9 protein-coding genes are annotated in these 15,796 nt (G+C 72.8%); 1 reads left to right on the top strand and 8 read right to left on the bottom strand.

Annotated elements, in window-relative coordinates; genetic code table 11:
• Positions 1-25: 25 nt before the first annotated feature.
• The 4 genes from ACFV9J_RS37625 to ACFV9J_RS37610 form a co-directional block, all read right to left on the bottom strand.
• Entirely contained in the window at positions 26-2,536 is a 2,511-nt protein-coding gene (locus tag ACFV9J_RS37625; protein WP_385362284.1) for a SpoIIE family protein phosphatase, read from the bottom strand.
• Positions 2,533-6,528 (bottom strand): HAMP domain-containing protein, encoded by a 3,996-nt coding sequence (locus tag ACFV9J_RS37620; protein ID WP_385362283.1) that lies wholly within the window; start codon positions 6,526-6,528, stop codon positions 2,533-2,535. Before ACFV9J_RS37620 ends, ACFV9J_RS37625 begins: the two co-directional genes overlap by 4 nt.
• Positions 6,529-6,717: 189 nt before the next feature.
• Positions 6,718-7,152: an ATP-binding protein gene (locus ACFV9J_RS37615; RefSeq protein ID WP_385362281.1), complete on the bottom strand. Its 435-nt coding sequence runs from the start codon at positions 7,150-7,152 to the stop codon at positions 6,718-6,720.
• A gap of 130 nt (positions 7,153-7,282) precedes the next feature.
• The gene (locus tag ACFV9J_RS37610; RefSeq protein WP_385362279.1) at positions 7,283-9,196 is read right to left on the bottom strand and encodes an AMP-dependent synthetase/ligase; all 1,914 of its coding nucleotides are present in this window, start codon (positions 9,194-9,196) and stop codon (positions 7,283-7,285) included.
• Between the two features lie 154 nt (positions 9,197-9,350).
• Between ACFV9J_RS37610 and ACFV9J_RS37605 the strand changes: the two genes are divergently transcribed.
• The gene (locus ACFV9J_RS37605) at positions 9,351-9,587 is read left to right on the top strand and encodes a DUF6480 family protein (protein ID WP_356719009.1); all 237 of its coding nucleotides are present in this window, start codon (positions 9,351-9,353) and stop codon (positions 9,585-9,587) included.
• 25 nt (positions 9,588-9,612) lie between these two features.
• On the opposite strand, the gene ACFV9J_RS37600 is transcribed toward ACFV9J_RS37605, so the two are convergent.
• The 4 genes from ACFV9J_RS37600 to treS form a co-directional block, all read right to left on the bottom strand.
• On the bottom strand, positions 9,613-10,704 hold the full coding sequence (locus tag ACFV9J_RS37600; protein ID WP_385362277.1) for a glutamate--cysteine ligase: 1,092 nt from the start codon (positions 10,702-10,704) through the stop codon (positions 9,613-9,615).
• 72 nt (positions 10,705-10,776) lie between these two features.
• On the bottom strand, positions 10,777-13,002 hold the full coding sequence (glgB, locus tag ACFV9J_RS37595; protein ID WP_385362275.1) for a 1,4-alpha-glucan branching enzyme: 2,226 nt from the start codon (positions 13,000-13,002) through the stop codon (positions 10,777-10,779).
• Between the two features lie 3 nt (positions 13,003-13,005).
• A complete protein-coding gene (locus ACFV9J_RS37590) occupies positions 13,006-14,367 on the bottom strand; it encodes a maltokinase (protein WP_385362274.1) in 1,362 nt (453 codons plus the stop codon).
• Positions 14,368-14,395: 28 nt separating this feature from the next.
• Positions 14,396-15,796: maltose alpha-D-glucosyltransferase (gene treS / locus ACFV9J_RS37585; protein WP_385362272.1), on the bottom strand; the 1,401-nt coding region annotated here is incomplete at its 5' end.

The following is a 15,796-nucleotide window of genomic DNA, read 5'->3' as shown; positions in this document are numbered from 1 at the left end:
CCGGACCCGTTCGCCCCGCCGTGCCTCACCCCACCCGGATGCCCACCAGACACGTGTCGTCGTCCGTGTCCGACCTGCTGTAGGTGAGCAGCCGGTCCAGATGCTGGTCCAGGGTGTTCGGCGTCGGGCGCACCGTGCTCAGCAGCTGGGCCAGCGCCTCCTCCACCGGCCGGTCGCGGCGTTCGATCAGACCGTCGGTGTACATCAGCAGCGTGTCCCCGGCGGCCAGCTCCGCCTCGGCCTCCTCGTACGCCGTCTCCGCCACCGCCCCCAGCAGCATCCCCCGGACCAGCGGCAGCGGCTCCGCCCCCGGGCCCCGCACCAGCACCGGCGGCAGATGGCCCGCCCTGGCCCAGCGCAGCGTGCGCCGGGCCGGGTCGTACAGGCCGCACACCGCCGTGGCGGTGACCCCGCCCGTCAGGTGGTGCGCCACGATGTTCAGCCAGGACAGCAGCTGTCCGGGACCGGCCCCGGTCACGGCGAGACCGCGCAGCGCGTTGCGCAGGACCACCATGCTGGTCGCCGCCTCTATCCCGTGCCCGGCGACGTCCCCCACGCACAGCAGCACAAGACCGCTCGGCAGCATCACCGCGTCGTACCAGTCGCCGCCCACGAGCTGCTCCGTCTCCGCGGGCCGGTACCGGACGGCCACCTGGAGGTCCGGCACCCGCAGCGGGGTCTGGGCGGGCGGCATGATGGCGTGCTGCAACTGCAGGGTGAGCCGGGCGCGTTCGACGGCCTGCTGCTCGGTGTGGGCCAGCTGGTCGCGGGTCGCGGCGAGCGCCACCTCCGTCCAGTGCTGGGCCGAGATGTCCTGGCAGGCGCCCCGGACCAGGAGCAGCCGGTCGTCGGTGTCCAGGACCGGCTCGGCCACCACCCGTACGTGCCGGGTCACCCCGTCGGGCCGCCGCAGCCGGAACGCCGCCGACGCCGGCCGCCGGTGGTGCAGCAGCGTGCGCAGGAACCGCCCGATGGCCACGGCGTCGTCCGGGTGCGCGTGGGCGGCCAGCTCCTCCAGCGGCACCGGCGTGCTCGTGTGCGGGCGCCCGTACAGGTCGAACAGCTGCCCGTTCCAGGTGATCTCGCCGGTCAGCAGGTTCTCCTCGAAACCGCCGATGCGGCCGAGCCGCTGGGCGTGCTGCAGGAGGCTGGCCAGCCGGGCCGTCTCGTCCTCGATGCGCCAGATGAGCAGCACGGCGTTGCCGTGCCGGCTGATGCTGATGTCCGCGACCGCCGCCAGCGGCACCTGGTCCACCAGCGCGGTCAGGTTCAGATGCCGGGCGCGGAACGGCTCGCCCGTGGCGTACACGCGCTCCACGTTCTGGAACAGCTCGCTGTCCCCGGCGGCCATCGGATAGGCCTCTAGCAGCAGCGCCCCGCCCACGACGGCACGCGGCCGTCCGGCCGGATCCATGAAGCGCTTGTTCACGTGCTGGATGCGGAAGTCCGCCAGCTGCCCCGCCGCGTCCAGGTGCGGCACCAGCACCAGCGCGGGGTCGTGCAGCCCGTCGGCCAGGTCCATCAGCTCCACCGCGTCCGGGATGACCCGCGGCTCCTGCCCGGGCTCACGCGGCGGCGTGTACGACTCCAGGGTGTGCGCGCACAGCTCCGCCAGGGCCTCCACCTGACGGACCACCTGCGGGGGCTGCGGGGCCAGCGGCACCGGCCAGGCGATCTCCAGCACGCCGTGGATGCGCCCCCCGGTGCCGGCGGGCACGGCGACCCTGCCGCCCTGCGGGTACTGGTGCCGGCCCACGCTGGGCAGCCCCGTCCCGGCGAGGGACGCGAACCACTGCCCCGAGCGCTCGGTCAGTCCGCACCGGGCCACCGTCGCCACGTCCGGCGGCACGTACCGCCAGCGGGCCGCCTCGGCGGGCGGGAACCCGGCGCTGCCCACCAGGGTGAGGGCCCCGTCGTACCCGGCCGACCAGATGGCCACCGCGACCGCGCCGAGCGGGCGCAGCGCCTGCTCCAGCAGCGCGTCGGCGACGGCCTGGGTGTCGTCCGCGGCCAGTGCGCCGCTCTCGGCCGCCCGCAGGCGTACGGCGGCGGACTCGGCCACCGTCCCGTCCCGCTCCCCGGCGCCCGTGCCGTGCGGGTCCTGCGGGCCGTGCGGGTCGTCCGGGTCGCCTTCGAGGGTGGTGGCCCGCACCGCCGCGGTGGCCGCGAGGAACGCGTCCGTCACCTCCGACACGCGGTCCCGGGCGGCCTGGTTGATGACGTCGACCGCGAACTCCAGCGGCGTCGCCCGGGACTGCTCGGCCAGCTCGGCGAGCTGCCGGGCGGCCTCGGCCGGGCCGCAGCCGAGCCGCGCGACCAGGACGCCCTTGGCCAGCTCGATCAGCGCCCGGCCCTCGGCCTCCGCCTGGGCCGCCCGCACCTCGCGGCTCAGCCGGTCCACCGTGGCCGCCAGCCTGCCCACGGGCGACAGCGGCGTCATGCCGACCGGGTCGGACAGGTCCCGTCGGACACCGTCTCCCGGCTCGCCCGGCTCGCCCGGCTCGCCCGGCTCGCCGGGCCGCTCGGACACGCTCATGCGGGCAGCCACCGGCGGACACAGGCGATCAGGTCCTGGGTGTCGACGGGTTTGGTGACGTAGTCGCTGGCCCCCGAGGCCAGGCTCTTCTCCCGGTCGCCGGGCATGGCCTTCGCCGTGACCGCGATGATCGGCAGCTCGGCGTACCGCGGGATGCGGCGGATCTCGGCCGTCGCCGCGTACCCGTCCATCTCCGGCATCATCACGTCCATCAGGACCAGCGCGACCTCCGGGTGGTCCACCAGCGCCTCGATGCCCCGGCGGCCGTTCTCCGCGTGCAGCACCCGGAACCCGTGCAGCTCCAGGATCCCGCTGAGCGCGAACAGGTTGCGCGCGTCGTCGTCGACGACGAGGACGGTGCGCCCGGCGGGCGGCCCCTGACCGGCCCGCGGGTCCGGACGCGGCGGCTCCTCCGGCCGCACCAGGGACAGCACGTCCCCGGGTTCCTCGGCGGCCAGATGCAGTGCGATGCGCTCGCGCAGCTCGTCGAGGCCGGCCAGGAACTCCAGGGTCCCGCCGGCCGCGCGCGAGCGCAGGTCCTCCTCCACGGCGGCGTCCGCCCGGTGACCGCTGTGCACGAGCACCGGCACGCTCGCCAGCGCCGAGTCGCCCCGCAACGCCCGCAGGAAGCGGGACGCCTCGTCGTCCGGCATGCCCAGCTCCAGGACGACGCAGTGGCACGGCTCGGCGGCCAGCGCTCCGGCGGCCTCCTCGGCGCCCACCGCCGTGATGACGTCGAGCGGGGGCCGGTCGCCCGCGTCGTCCCGCCCGTGCGTCAGGTCGGCGACCACGCTCTCCGCGACGAGGGTCAGCAGACCGCGCGGACGCTCCTCCACGACGAGCAGGCGCCGGGGCCGCCGGCGGTGGCCGCCGGTCAGCTCGGCCACCGGTGCCGGACGGTCGAGGACGTCCAAGGACGCGTCGGCCGGGAGGTGCTCGGGGGCACGGGCCAGCAGGTCCTCGAAGTCGGGCCGGGCCACCGGCAGGTAGAGCGTGAAGGTGCTGCCCCGGTCGGGCGTGCTGTCCACCGTGACGGCGCCGCCGAGGAGCTGGGCGATCTCCCGCGTGATGGACAGGCCGAGCCCGGTGCCGCCGTACTTGCGGCTCGTCGTGCCGTCCGCCTGCTGGAAGGCGCCGAAGATCGACTCCAGGTTCTGCTCGGGGATGCCGATACCCGTGTCCCTGACCCGGAAGGCCACCACGGGACCGCCCCGCACCACGCCCCCGGGCACCTCGTCGTCCGGTGCCGGTTCGACGGCCAGCTCCACGCCGCCCCGCTCGGTGAACTTCACCGCGTTCGACAGCAGGTTGCGCAGCACCTGCCGCAGCCGGGAGTCGTCGGTCAGCAGGTCCGCCGGTGCCCCGGGGGCCGTCGCGACCGTGAACTCCAGGCCCTTCTGGCTCGTCATGGGCCGGAAGGTGGCCTCGACGTACTCGATGAGCTGGCGCAGCGTCACACGCTCGGGGGAGACGTCCATCTTCCCCGCCTCGACCTTCGACAGGTCCAGGATGTCGTTGATCAGCTGCAGCAGGTCCGAGCCCGCCGAGTGGATGATGCCCGCGTACTCGACCTGCTTCGGGGTGAGGTTGCGCGAGGGGTTCTGGGCGAGCAACTGGGCCAGGATGAGCAGGCTGTTGAGCGGGGTGCGCAGCTCGTGGCTCATGTTGGCCAGGAACTCCGACTTGTACTTCGAGGCCAGCGACAGCTGCTGGGCGCGGGCCTCCAGCTCCTGCCTGGCCTGCTCGATCTGCAGGTTCTTCGCCTCGATGTCCCGGTTCTGCGCCGCGAGCAGGGACGCCTTGTCCTCCAGCTCCGCGTTGGAGTGCTGCAGCTCCTCCTGCTGGGTCTGCAGCTCCGCGGAGCGGGCCTGGAGTTCGCCGGTCAGGCGCTGCGACTCGGCGAGGAGTTCGTCGGTACGGGCGTTGGCCACGATCGTGTTGACGTTGACGCCGATGGTCTCCATCAGCATTTCCAGGAAGTCCTGGTTGATCTGGCTGAAGGCGGCGACCGAGGCCAGCTCGATGACCCCGAGAACCTGGCCCTCGACGACGATGGGCAGCAGCACCAGCGCGGCCGGGACGACTTCGCCGAGCCCCGAGGAGACGGTCAGGTAGCCCGGCGGAAGCTCGTTCACCATGATGGTGCGCCGGCTGCGCGCGGCCTGGCCGACCAGGGTGCGGCCGAAGGCGATACGGGTGGGTCTGGCCGTGTCCTGCGGGTAGCCGTAGGAGCCGACGAGCCGCAGCTCCGGACCGTCGTCCCCGTCCTCGGCCAGGTAGAAGGCGCCGTACTGGGCCGACACCAGCGGCACCAGCTCGTCCATGATCAGCTCGGCGACGACCGGCAGGTCCCGGTGCCCCTGCATCAGGCCGGAGATGCGGGCGAGGTTGGTCTTGAGCCAGTCCTGCTCCTGGTTGGCCCGCGTGGTCTCGCGCAGGGACTCCACCATGGCGTTGATGTTGTCCCCCAGCTCGGCGACCTCGCCGGAGGCCTCCACGGTGACCGAGCGGGTCAGGTCGCCCTCGGCGACGGCGGAGGTGACCTCGGCGATCGCGCGGACCTGGCGGGTGAGGTTGCCGGCCAGTTCGTTGACGTTCTCCGTGAGGCGCTTCCAGGTGCCGGAGACGCCCTCCACCTCGGCCTGGCCGCCGAGCCGGCCCTCGGTGCCGACCTCGCGGGCGACGCGGGTGACCTCGTCGGCGAAGGCGGAGAGCTGGTCGACCATGGTGTTGATGGTCGTCTTGAGTTCGAGGATCTCGCCGCGGGCGTCGACGTCGATCTTCTTGGACAGGTCGCCCCGGGCCACCGCGGTCGTCACCAGGGCGATGTTGCGCACCTGGTTGGTGAGGTTGTTGGCCATCGAGTTGACGTTGTCGGTGAGGTCCTTCCAGGTCCCGGCGACGTTCGGCACGTTCGCCTGGCCGCCGAGCCGCCCGTCGGTGCCGACCTCGCGGGCGACCCGGGTGACCTCGTCGGCGAACGCCGACAGCGTGTCGACCATGGTGTTGATCACGTCGGCCAGCGCCGCGACCTCGCCCTCGGCGTCCACGGTGATCCGCTGCGACAGGTCGCCCCGGGCCACGGCGGTGGCCACCTGGGCGATGGAGCGGACCTGACCGGTCAGGTTCGACGCCATCACGTTGACGTTGTCGGTGAGGTCCTTCCAGGTCCCCGACACGCCGCGCACCCGGGCCTGCCCGCCCAGGTTCCCGGCCGTGCCGACCTCGCGGGCGACGCGGGTGACCTCGTCGGCGAAGGCGGAGAGCTGGTCGACCATGGTGTTGATGGTGTTCTTGAGTTCCAGGATCTCGCCGCGGGCGTCCACGGTGATCTTCTGGGAGAGGTCGCCCTTGGCCACGGCGGTGGCCACCTGGGCGACGTTGCGGACCTGGTTGGTCAGGTTGCCCGCCATGAAGTTCACCGAGTCGGTGAGGTCGCGCCAGGTGCCCCGGACGCCCTGGACGTCGGCCTGGCCGCCGAGCCGGCCGTCGGTGCCGACCTCGCGGGCGACGCGGGTGACCTCGTCGGCGAAGGCGGAGAGCTGGTCGACCATGGTGTTGATGGTGTTCTTGAGTTCCAGGATCTCGCCGCGGGCGTCCACGTCGATCTTCTGGGAGAGATCCCCCCTGGCGACCGCCGTGGCCACCTGGGCGATGTCACGGACCTGGGTGGTGAGGTTGCCCGCCATGGCGTTGACCGAGTCCGTCAGGTCCGCCCAGGTGCCCGAGACCCCCGGCACCCGCGCCTGCCCGCCGAGGGCGCCCTCCGTGCCGACCTCGCGGGAGACCCGGGTGACCTCGGAGGTGAACACGGACAACTGGTCCACCATGCCGTTGAAGACCTTGGCGATGTCGCCCATCAGCCCGTCCGCGTCGTCCGGCAGACGGGTGCCGAAGTCGCCGTCCCGCACGGCCGTCAGGCCCGCCAGGAGGCGGCGCAACTCCTGGTCGCCCGGAACCGCGTCGACGGATCCGGTGCTGTCGCTGGTCATGCGTACCCTCGTTCCGCTCCCCGGGGGTCCTCGCGGCGAGGACCCACCACCCCCTGCCGGACCGTTCGTGCGGTCCGGCCTCCCGTGCCCGCGTTGGCGCAGTTCACGGATTCGCACCCGGCAGAAAAATATCAGCGCGACGCTACCGCCGCGCGCCCCGCACTCCCCGTGATCCCCGGCGGCCGCCCGTCACCAGGGCAGGAAGACGTGGATGTCCTTGCCCCGCTCCCCGGTGACGACGCTCACCTGGTCGGACAGGGTGTGGATCAGGTGCCAGCCGATGCCGCCGCCGCCCTTGCTCGGATGGAAGGGGCGCGGCGCGGGCTCCGTTGTGTTGGTGTCGTGCATCACCACGTGCACGCCGTCGAAGGTCCGCCGCAGCCGCAGTTGGAACGGTCCCGGAGCGTACTGCACGGCGTTGGCCGCCAGCTCCGTGACGACGAGGAGGATGTCGTCCCAGTGCTCGGGCGCCGCGGGCGGCGCCGCACGGGCGAGGTCGTGGAGGAACTCCTCCGCGACCAGCCGCGCACCGGTCACATTGTGCAGCTCCCCGGTGAAGCTGGCGGTGCGGTTCGTGATCTCCTCGGAAGCCAGTGTCCTGTCCCAACGCGGTTCGGCTGCCATTGCGCCTTCCCGGCCCGGCACGGGCCGGGCATCGTTCCTTCTCCTTCGCTTCCCCTTCGTCTGTAAGTTCCCGTGCAGGCCGAACCTAGTCGCGCCGGTGTGCCGGGCCGGGGACGGGCCGGGCGCCGGTTCAGCGGAGGAACACGTTGTCCGCGTCCTCCCAGCCGGCCGGCTCCTGGGGCGGCGGCGGCGTCGTCGGCCGGCGGTGGGACCGCGCCTCGTACATGGCGTCGATCTCCAGGGAGTAGGTCCGTACGATCTCGTCCCGCCGGAGCTTCATCGACGGGGTGAGCAGTCCGCCCGCCACGTCGAAGGGGTGGGCAAGGACCCGGAAGACCCGGATGGACTCCGAGCGCGACACCGCGCTGTTGGCCGCGGCCACGGCCCGCGCGACCTCCTCCCGCAGCGCGTTCTCCTCCCGTGCCTCCCGGGCCGGAGCGTCGCCGGGCAGGGCCAGGGACGCCCGCCAGTGCGTCAGGAACTCCGGGTCGAGCGTGATCAGCGCACCGACGCAGGGCCGGTTGTCGCCGACCAGCACCGCCTGGTGGACCAGGGGGTGCATCCGCAGCCGCTGCTCCAGGGCGGCCGGGGCCACGCTCTTGCCGCCGCTGGTGATGATCACGTCCTTCTTGCGGCCGGTGATCGCCAGGTAGTTCTCGTCGTCCAGGTGCCCGAGGTCGCCGGTGGCCAGCCAGCCGCCGCGCAGCACCTCGCGGGTGGCACTCCCGTCGCCGACGTACCCCTGGAACAGGGACGGCCCGCGCACCAGGATCTCCCCGTCGTCGGCCACCCGGATCTCCATGCCGGGCAGCGACTGCCCGACGGTGCCGGACTTCTCCCGGCCCAGCGGCTGCATCGTCAGCCCGCCGCTGGTCTCGGTCAGCCCGTAGCCGTCGTGGACGTGGACGCCGATGCCCTCGTAGAAGAGGGCGAGCTCGCGGCTGAGCGGCGAACCGCCCGACGTGGCCCGGGTCACCCGGCCGCCCAGCTCGGCGCGCAGCCGCCGGTAGACCGTCCGCTCGTACAGGGCGTGCTGGAGGCGCAGGTCGAATCCGGGCCCGGTCCCCCTGCCCAGACGCCGGCGCTCCAGCGCCGTGGCGAAGTCGCGCGCCGTGGCCGCGGCCCGCTCGAACAGGGCACCGTGTCCCGCCTGCTGGGCCGTGCGCAGGAAGTTCTTGTAGATCTTCTCCAGGACCGACGGGACGGCGTACAGATACGTCGGCCGGAAGGAACGCAGGGCCGAGGAGAGCGCCTCCCCGGTCAGCACCGGCTCGTGTCCCATCAGGAACCCGCCGCGGACGCAGAGGTTCTGGATCATCAGCCCGTACACGTGCGAGAAGGGCAGGTAGGCGAGGACCGCGCCCTGCTCTCCCGGCGGCGCCGCCGTGTGACCCCAGCCGGCGAGCAGCGTGTCGCACGGGGCGGCCAGGCCGCGGTGGCTCAGCGCACAGCCCAGCGCGCGGCCGGAGGTGCCCGAGGTGTAGGCCACCACGGCCGTGGCGTCCGGCAGCACGATGCGGCGCATGGAGTCGACCGTCGCGGACGGGAGGAACGCGCCGCGCGCCACCAGCGTGTCCAGCGCGCCCGCGTCCAGCTGCCAGACGTGGCGCAGCGCGGGCAGCGACGCGCACACCGAGCCGACCGTCATCACGTTCTGCTCGTCCTCCACCAGCACGCCCACGCAGCCCGCGTCCCGCAGGATCCACTCGACCTGGTCGCGCGAGGAGGTCGGGTAGATCGGCACCACCTCGGCGCCCACCGTCCACAGGGCGTAGCTGAAGACCGTCCACTCGTACCGGGTGCGGGCCAGGATCGCCACCCGGTCGCCCGGCGTGATCCCGCTCGCGATCAGGCCCTTGGCCAGGTCGACCACCTCGTCGCGGAACTCCACCGCGGTCACCTCGTCCCACGCCGTGGAGCCGGGGCCGCGGCGCCGGGCGAGCATCGGCAGGGTCGGCGTGCGGGCGGCCGTCTCGAAGAGGCTGTCGGCGAGAGAGCCGGTCAGCGGCGGGACGGTCCGGGGAGCGAGTGCGGGGTCGTGCATGCGCCGGCTCCTGACGTGTACGGACGGTGACGTCGCCGACGAACACCGTGGTCGACGGTGCTCGGAGGCTAGCCCAGCCGCGGGCGGCGGGGGACCCGGACGGCAGAAGTGTTCCCACCCGGTGATCTCGGCCCGATCGGGGGACTCGGGGGCCATGAGCTATGTGAATCCGGATCCCGAACCCCGACTCAGCACCGGCCTGGAGCCGGGCGGCGGCGTGCCGCCCGGGGAGACCCCGCCGGCGGAGAGCAGCATGCCCGAGGCAGGCCCGCAGGACCTGCTCAGCAATCCGGCCAAGGGCTGGGCCAAGGGTCCGATGGCCCTGATCCTCGCGGTCGTGCTGATCTTCGCGGTGGGCCTGCTGGGCTACGCCCTCGCCCTGATCTACTGATGTCCCGGACCGCCCCAGTACGGGCTCAGACCGCCTGAGTACGGCGCACGCACGCGGCGACGACCTCCCGCAGGCTCCCCGTGCGCGCCAGCAGCTCGCGCTGGAGCCGGGCGCCGTTGCCGTGCCGCAGCAGCACCTCGACACCCTCGCGCACCCGCTCCAGGTCGCCCGCGGCCGCGAGGGCCTCCCCGGCATGCTCCAGCAGGTCCCGTACGACCGTCCCGGCCGGCATCCGCCGCATCGTCGCCGGGTGCAGCAGCTCACTCGTCAGCCCGGACCGGGCGGCCCGCCAGGCCGCGAGGCGGAGCAGGCTCACACTGTGCTCGGCCGGTTCCGCGCCCGCGCGCCACTCCCGCGCGGCCGTGTCGACCAGCGCGCGGGCGAGCGCGGCCAGGACGACCGCGGTGGAGGCGTCCAGGCAGACGTCCGCGACCCGGAACTCGACGGTCGGATACCGCTGGGAGAGCCGGACGTCGAAGTAGACCATCCCGTCGTCCAGGATCGTCCCGGTGGCGAGCATGTCCGCGACCCTGCGGTGGTAGCGCTCCGCCGAGCCGAACAGCTCCGTGGGACCGGCCGACGGCCAGCGCTGCCACACCCGGCTGCGATAGCTGCTGTACGAGGAGTCCCGGCCCTGCCAGAACGGCGAGTTCGCACTCAGCGCGGCCAGCACCGGCAGCCAGGGCCGCACCCGGTCGATCACCGCGACGCCCTCCTCGTCGGAGTCGACCGAGACGTGCACGTGACACCCCAGGACCAGCTGCTCGTGGACCACGACCCCGTACTGCTCGGCCATCCACTCGTAGCGCCGGTTCACGCCGATGGAGGGCGTCACCGGCAGCGGTGAGCTGGCGAGCGCGGCGACGGCACACCCGATCCCGCCGGCGTGCCGTCCGGCCTCCTCGCGGCAGCGGACGATCTCCGCGTGCAGCCGCTCCATGTCCGCCTGCGGATGCGTGGCGAACTCGAGCATCTGCTCGTGCAGCTCCTTCTCGAACACGTCCTGCCCGGAACCGTCGAGGAACGCCCGGGCGAGTACGGCGGCGGACAGCGCCCGCGGTTCACCGGTCGCGGGATCGACCAGGAGGAGTTCCTCCTCCACTCCGACGGTGCGCACGTGGTGCCGCCTCTCTGCGGGCCGGTGTCACCGACCGACTGCCCCGGACAGCCGGTCGGACACCTGGGCGGCTCACCGCGCGTACGGCATCAGCCACACCGTCGCCAGCGGGGGCAGCGTGATCCGGATGCTCCCGTCCTCCGGCTTCACCGGGTCCGGGTTGGCCACGCCGCCGCCGCCGTACTCCTCGGCGTCGGTGTTGAGCACCTCCTGCCACGCGTCGGCCTCGTCGCCGACGGCGAGCCCGTACGCGTGCCGCACGACCGGCGAGAAGTTCGACACCGCCAGCAGCGGACTGCCGTCCGTGCCGTACCGCAGGAACGCGAAGACGTTGTCCTCGGCCGCGTCCACCGAGACCCACCGGAAGCCGGCCGGGTCGGTGTCGCGCTGCCACAGGGCGGGCGTGCGCGCGTAGCGGGTGTTCAGCTCGCGGACCAGGTCCTGGATCCCGCGGTGGTCGAACGCCGAGTGGTACCCCTCGTCCAGCAGCCACCACTCCGGCCCCTGCTTCTCCGACCACTCCGCGCCCTGCGCGAACTCCTGGCCCATGAACAGCAGCTGCTTGCCGGGGTGGGCCCACATGAAGCCCAGGTAGGCGCGGACGTTGGCCCGCCGCTGCCACCAGTCGCCCGGCATCTTCGACACCAGCGCCTGCTTGCCGTGCACCACCTCGTCGTGGGAGATCGGCAGCACGTAGTTCTCGCTGTACGCGTACACCATCGAGAACGTCATCTCGTGGTGGTGGTACTTGCGGTGCACCGGCTCGTGGGCGACGTACTCCAGCGAGTCGTGCATCCAGCCCATGTTCCACTTCAGGCCGAAGCCGAGCCCGCCGGTGTCGGTCGGCCGGGTCACCCCGCCCCAGGCGGTCGACTCCTCGGCGATGGTGATCACGCCGGGGCAGCGCCGGTAGACGGTCGCGTTCATCTCCTGGAGGAAGGCCATGGCCGCCAGGTCCTCGCGGCCGCCGTACTGGTTGGGCTCCCACTGCCCGGAGTCGCGCGAGTAGTCCAGGTACAGCATCGAGGCGACGGCGTCCACGCGCAGCCCGTCGATGTGGAACTCCTCGCACCAGTACACGGCGTTGGCCACCAGGAAGTTGCGCACCTCGGTCCGCGCGAAGTCGAAGGTGTACGTCCCCCAGTCCGGGTGGGTCGCCCGCCGGTCGTCCCCGGGCTCGTACAGCGGGTCCCCGTTGAAGCGACCCAGCGCCCAGTCGTCCTTCGGGAAGTGCGCCGGCACCCAGTCCATGATCACGCCGATCCCGGCCCGGTGCAGCGCGTCCACCAGGAAGCGGAAGTCGTCCGGCGAACCGAGACGTGCGGTCGGCGCGTAGAAGCCGGTGACCTGGTAGCCCCAGGACGGCCCGTAGGGGTGCTCCGCGACCGGCATCAGCTCGACGTGGGTGAAGCCCAGGTCCGCGACGTAGGCGGGCAGCTCCTCGGCCAGCTCGCGGTAGGTCAGGCCCGGCCGCCAGGACGGCAGGTGCACCTCGTACACCGAGAACGGCGCCTCGTGCACAGGCCGGTCGGCGCGGGTCCGCATCCACCGGGCGTCGCCCCACTCGTAGCGCGAGGCGGTCACCACGGACGCGGTGTTCGGCGGCTCCTCGGCCGCGCGGGCCATCGGGTCGGCCTTCAGGAACCGGTGCCCGTACCGCGAGTGGATCTCGAACTTGTACCGGGTGCCCTCGCCGACGCCCGGCAGGAACAGCTCCCACACCCCGGACGAACCCAGCGAGCGCATCGGGAACGCGGTGCCGTCCCAGTGCGTGAAGTCGGTGGCGACCCGCACCCCCTGGGCGTTCGGCGCCCACACCGTGAACCGGGTGCCGGCGACGCCCTCGTGCGTCATCGGCTCCGCGCCGAGCGCCTGCCACAGCTGCTCGTGCCGGCCCTCGGTGATCAGATGCAGGTCCAGCTCGCCGAGGGCGGGCAGGAAGCGGTACGGGTCGTGCGTCTCCTGCGGCTCGCCCTGCTCGTAGGCCACCACCAGCGTGTACGCCGGGATCGCGGCGAGCGGCAGCACACCGGAGAACAGGCCGTCCCCCTCCGACCCGAGGGCGTGGCGCTCGCCGTCCACGACCACGCCCACCTCGCGGGCGAAGGGGCGCAGCACCCGCAAGGCGATGCCGCCGGGCACCGGGTGGGCGCCCAGCAGGGCGTGCGGGTCGTGGTGGGCGCCCGCCAGCAGGCGCCCCCGGTCGGTGGGGTCCAGGGGCGGCGCGGTCGCGCACGCACCGGGTGCGGGCGCGACGGGACCGGACGGCTCGGGGATCGAGGTGTCGCGGAGGGCCACGGGTCAGTCTCCTCTCACGGCGAGTCGTTCGATCGCCGCCATGGGTACGGGAAGCCAGTCGGGGCGGTGCCGGGCCTCGTACAGCACCTCGTACACGGCACGGTCGGTCTCGTAGGCGCGCAGCAGGCCGTGCTTCTTGCGGGGGTCCCACCCGGCGCGGGCGGCGTAGCCCGCGCAGAACGCCTCCCGGCAGCGGCGCGCCCACTCCGGGCGCCACGGCCGGCGCTGCCGGGCGGCGTAGTCGAAGGACCGCAGCATCCCAGCGATGTCCCGCACGGGGGAGTGGGCGCTGCGTCGCTCGGCCAGCGGGCGCGAGGGCTCGCCCTCGAAGTCGATGACGAACCAGTCGCGGCCGGCCCGCAGCACCTGACCCAGGTGCAGGTCGCCGTGGATGCGCTGGGCGGGCGGCCCCCAGTCGCAGGTCGACAGTGCCGCGAAGGCCGCCCGCAGACCCGGGACGAAGGGCTGCAGCGCGGGTACGCAGTGCGCCGCCGCGGTCAGCCGCTCGGTCATCCCCGCCGCCGTGCGGCCGTTCTCGCCGGGCGCGCCGACCGGGAAGGCCGAGGCCAGCGCGAGGTGCACGTCGCCCATCGCCTGCCCCAGCTCGTGGGCCTGCACGGTGAACTCGTCCCCGGCGGCGAGCGCGTTGAGGGCCAGGGTCCAGCCGTCGGAGGCGCCGTGCAGGAACGGCTGGAGCACGCCGAGCGTCGCCCCGTACGGGTGGGTCGTGCGCATCCAGGCCACCGGCGCCGGTACCCGGCCGCAGCCCTGCCGGGCCAGCGCGTCCGGCACCTCCAGGTCGGGGTTGACGCCGGGCTGGACGCGGCGGAACAGCTTCAGGATGAACTCGTCGCCGTAGATCAGCGAGGAGTTGGACTGCTCGGCGTCCAGCAGTCGCGGCGCGAGACCGCCGGGCACCGGCCGCGCGGGGTCGGCCTCGAAGCGCAGCGGGCCCGCCTTCCCCGGGTGCCGGAGCCGTTCCAGGAGCAGCTGGGCGGTCCGGGGGTCGTGCAGCGCGTCGTAGACCGTCCGCCCGGCCAGCGGCCCGTCCTGCACCTGCCCGATGACGGCCCGGCCCAGCCGCGGCGCGGGCTGCTCGCGCACACCGAGGAGCAGCTGGTAGCAGTCCCCGGCCGGGGGAGCGCCGCCCGGGGAGGGCACGGAGCCCTGCCCGGTGTGCACCAGGAGGTGCAGACAGCCCGGGAACAGCTCGGTCATCGACAGCAGACCCAGCTCGGCCACGGGCCGGTCCTTGCCCGCGAACCAGCGCTGGCGCGGCAGCCACTGGCGCAGCAACTCGCCGAGCGACGCCATCGGCTCGGCGAGCTGCCTGCGTCTGGGGCGCAGGGGTGCGGTCTTCGGCATGGTGACGCGTCCTTTCCTCGGCCCACGCTCAAGCGCGGCGGCCGATGCGGGATGCGACTCGGGTGAGCCGGAACCAGTAGAATCCGTGGCCCCCGAGGGTCAGCAGGTACGGCAGTTCGCCGATGGCGGGGAAGCGGACCCCGCCGAACAGCTCGACCGGATGGCGTCCGGCGAACTCGCGCAGGTCCAGCTCGGTGGGCTGGGCGAACCGCGCGAAGTTGTTCACGCACAGCACCAGGTCGTCCTCGTACTCCCGCAGGAAGGCCAGGACAGCGGGGTTCGAAGAGGGCAGTTCGGTGTAGGTGCCGAGGCCGAAGGCGGGGTTCTGCTTGCGGATCTCGATCATGCGCCGGGTCCAGTGCAGCAGGGACGAGGGCGAGGCCATGGACGCCTCGACGTTCGTCACCTGGTAGCCGTAGACCGGGTCCATGATCGCGGGCAGGTAGAGGCGGCCCGGGTCGCAGGTCGAGAAGCCGGCGTTGCGGTCGGGCGTCCACTGCATGGGGGTGCGCACGGCGTCGCGGTCGCCGAGCCAGATGTTGTCGCCCATGCCGATCTCGTCGCCGTAGTAGAGGATCGGGGATCCCGGGAGGGCGAGCAGCAGGGCGGTGAACAGCTCGATCTGGTCGCGGTCGTTGTCCAGCAGGGTGGCCAGGCGCCGGCGGATGCCGATGTTGGCGCGCATCCGCGGGTCCTTGGCGTACTCCGCGTACATGTAGTCGCGTTCCTCGTCGGTGACCATTTCCAGGGTCAGCTCGTCGTGGTTGCGCAGGAAGATGCCCCACTGGCAGCCCGACGGGATGGCCGGGGTCTTGGCGAGGATTTCCGAGACCGGGTAGCGGGACTCCCTTCTGACCGCCATGAAGATCCGGGGCATGACGGGGAAGTGGAAGGCCATGTGGCACTCGTCGCCGCCCTTGGAGTAGTCGCCGAAGTAGTCGACCACGTCCTCCGGCCACTGGTTGGCCTCGGCCAGCAGCACGGTGTCCGGGTACTGCGCGTCGATCTCGCGGCGCACCCGCTTGAGGAACGCGTGGGAGGCGGGCAGGTTCTCGCAGTTGGTGCCCTCCTCGGCGTACAGGTAGGGCACGGCGTCGAGACGGTAGCCGTCCACGCCCAGGTCCAGCCAGAACTTCAGGGCGGCGAGCATCTCCTCCTGCACGGCCGGGTTCTCGTAGTTGAGGTCCGGCTGGTGGGAGAAGAACCGGTGCCAGTAGTACTGGCCGCGGACCGGGTCGTAGGTCCAGTTGGAGGCCTCGGTGTCGACGAAGATGATCCGGGCGTCGGCGTACTGGGTGTCGTCGTCGGCCCAGACGTAGTAGTCGCCGTACGGGCCGTCCGGGTTCTTGCGGGACTCCTGGAACCACGGGTGCTGGTCGCTGGTGTGGTTCATGACGAAGTCGATGATCACGCGCATGCCGCGCTGGTG

Source organism: Streptomyces sp. NPDC059906 (assembly GCF_042730645.1).
In the GTDB taxonomy this organism is placed as follows: Bacteria; Actinomycetota; Actinomycetes; order Streptomycetales; family Streptomycetaceae; genus Streptomyces; species Streptomyces rubrogriseus.
Note: the sequence above shows the minus strand (reverse complement) of the source record. Positions and strands in the feature narration are given on the sequence as shown.

Excerpts from the sequence above, each read along its gene's own strand:
- ACFV9J_RS37625 (WP_385362284.1), bottom strand. The coding sequence starts at position 2,536 with ATGAGCGTGTCCGAGCGGCCCGGCGAGCCGGGCGAGCCGGGCGAGCCG.
- ACFV9J_RS37620 (WP_385362283.1), bottom strand. The coding sequence starts at position 6,528 with ATGACCAGCGACAGCACCGGATCCGTCGACGCGGTTCCGGGCGACCAG.
- ACFV9J_RS37615 (WP_385362281.1), bottom strand. The coding sequence starts at position 7,152 with ATGGCAGCCGAACCGCGTTGGGACAGGACACTGGCTTCCGAGGAGATC.
- ACFV9J_RS37610 (WP_385362279.1), bottom strand. The coding sequence starts at position 9,196 with ATGCACGACCCCGCACTCGCTCCCCGGACCGTCCCGCCGCTGACCGGC.
- ACFV9J_RS37605 (WP_356719009.1), top strand. The coding sequence starts at position 9,351 with ATGAGCTATGTGAATCCGGATCCCGAACCCCGACTCAGCACCGGCCTG.
- ACFV9J_RS37590 (WP_385362274.1), bottom strand. The coding sequence starts at position 14,367 with ATGCCGAAGACCGCACCCCTGCGCCCCAGACGCAGGCAGCTCGCCGAG.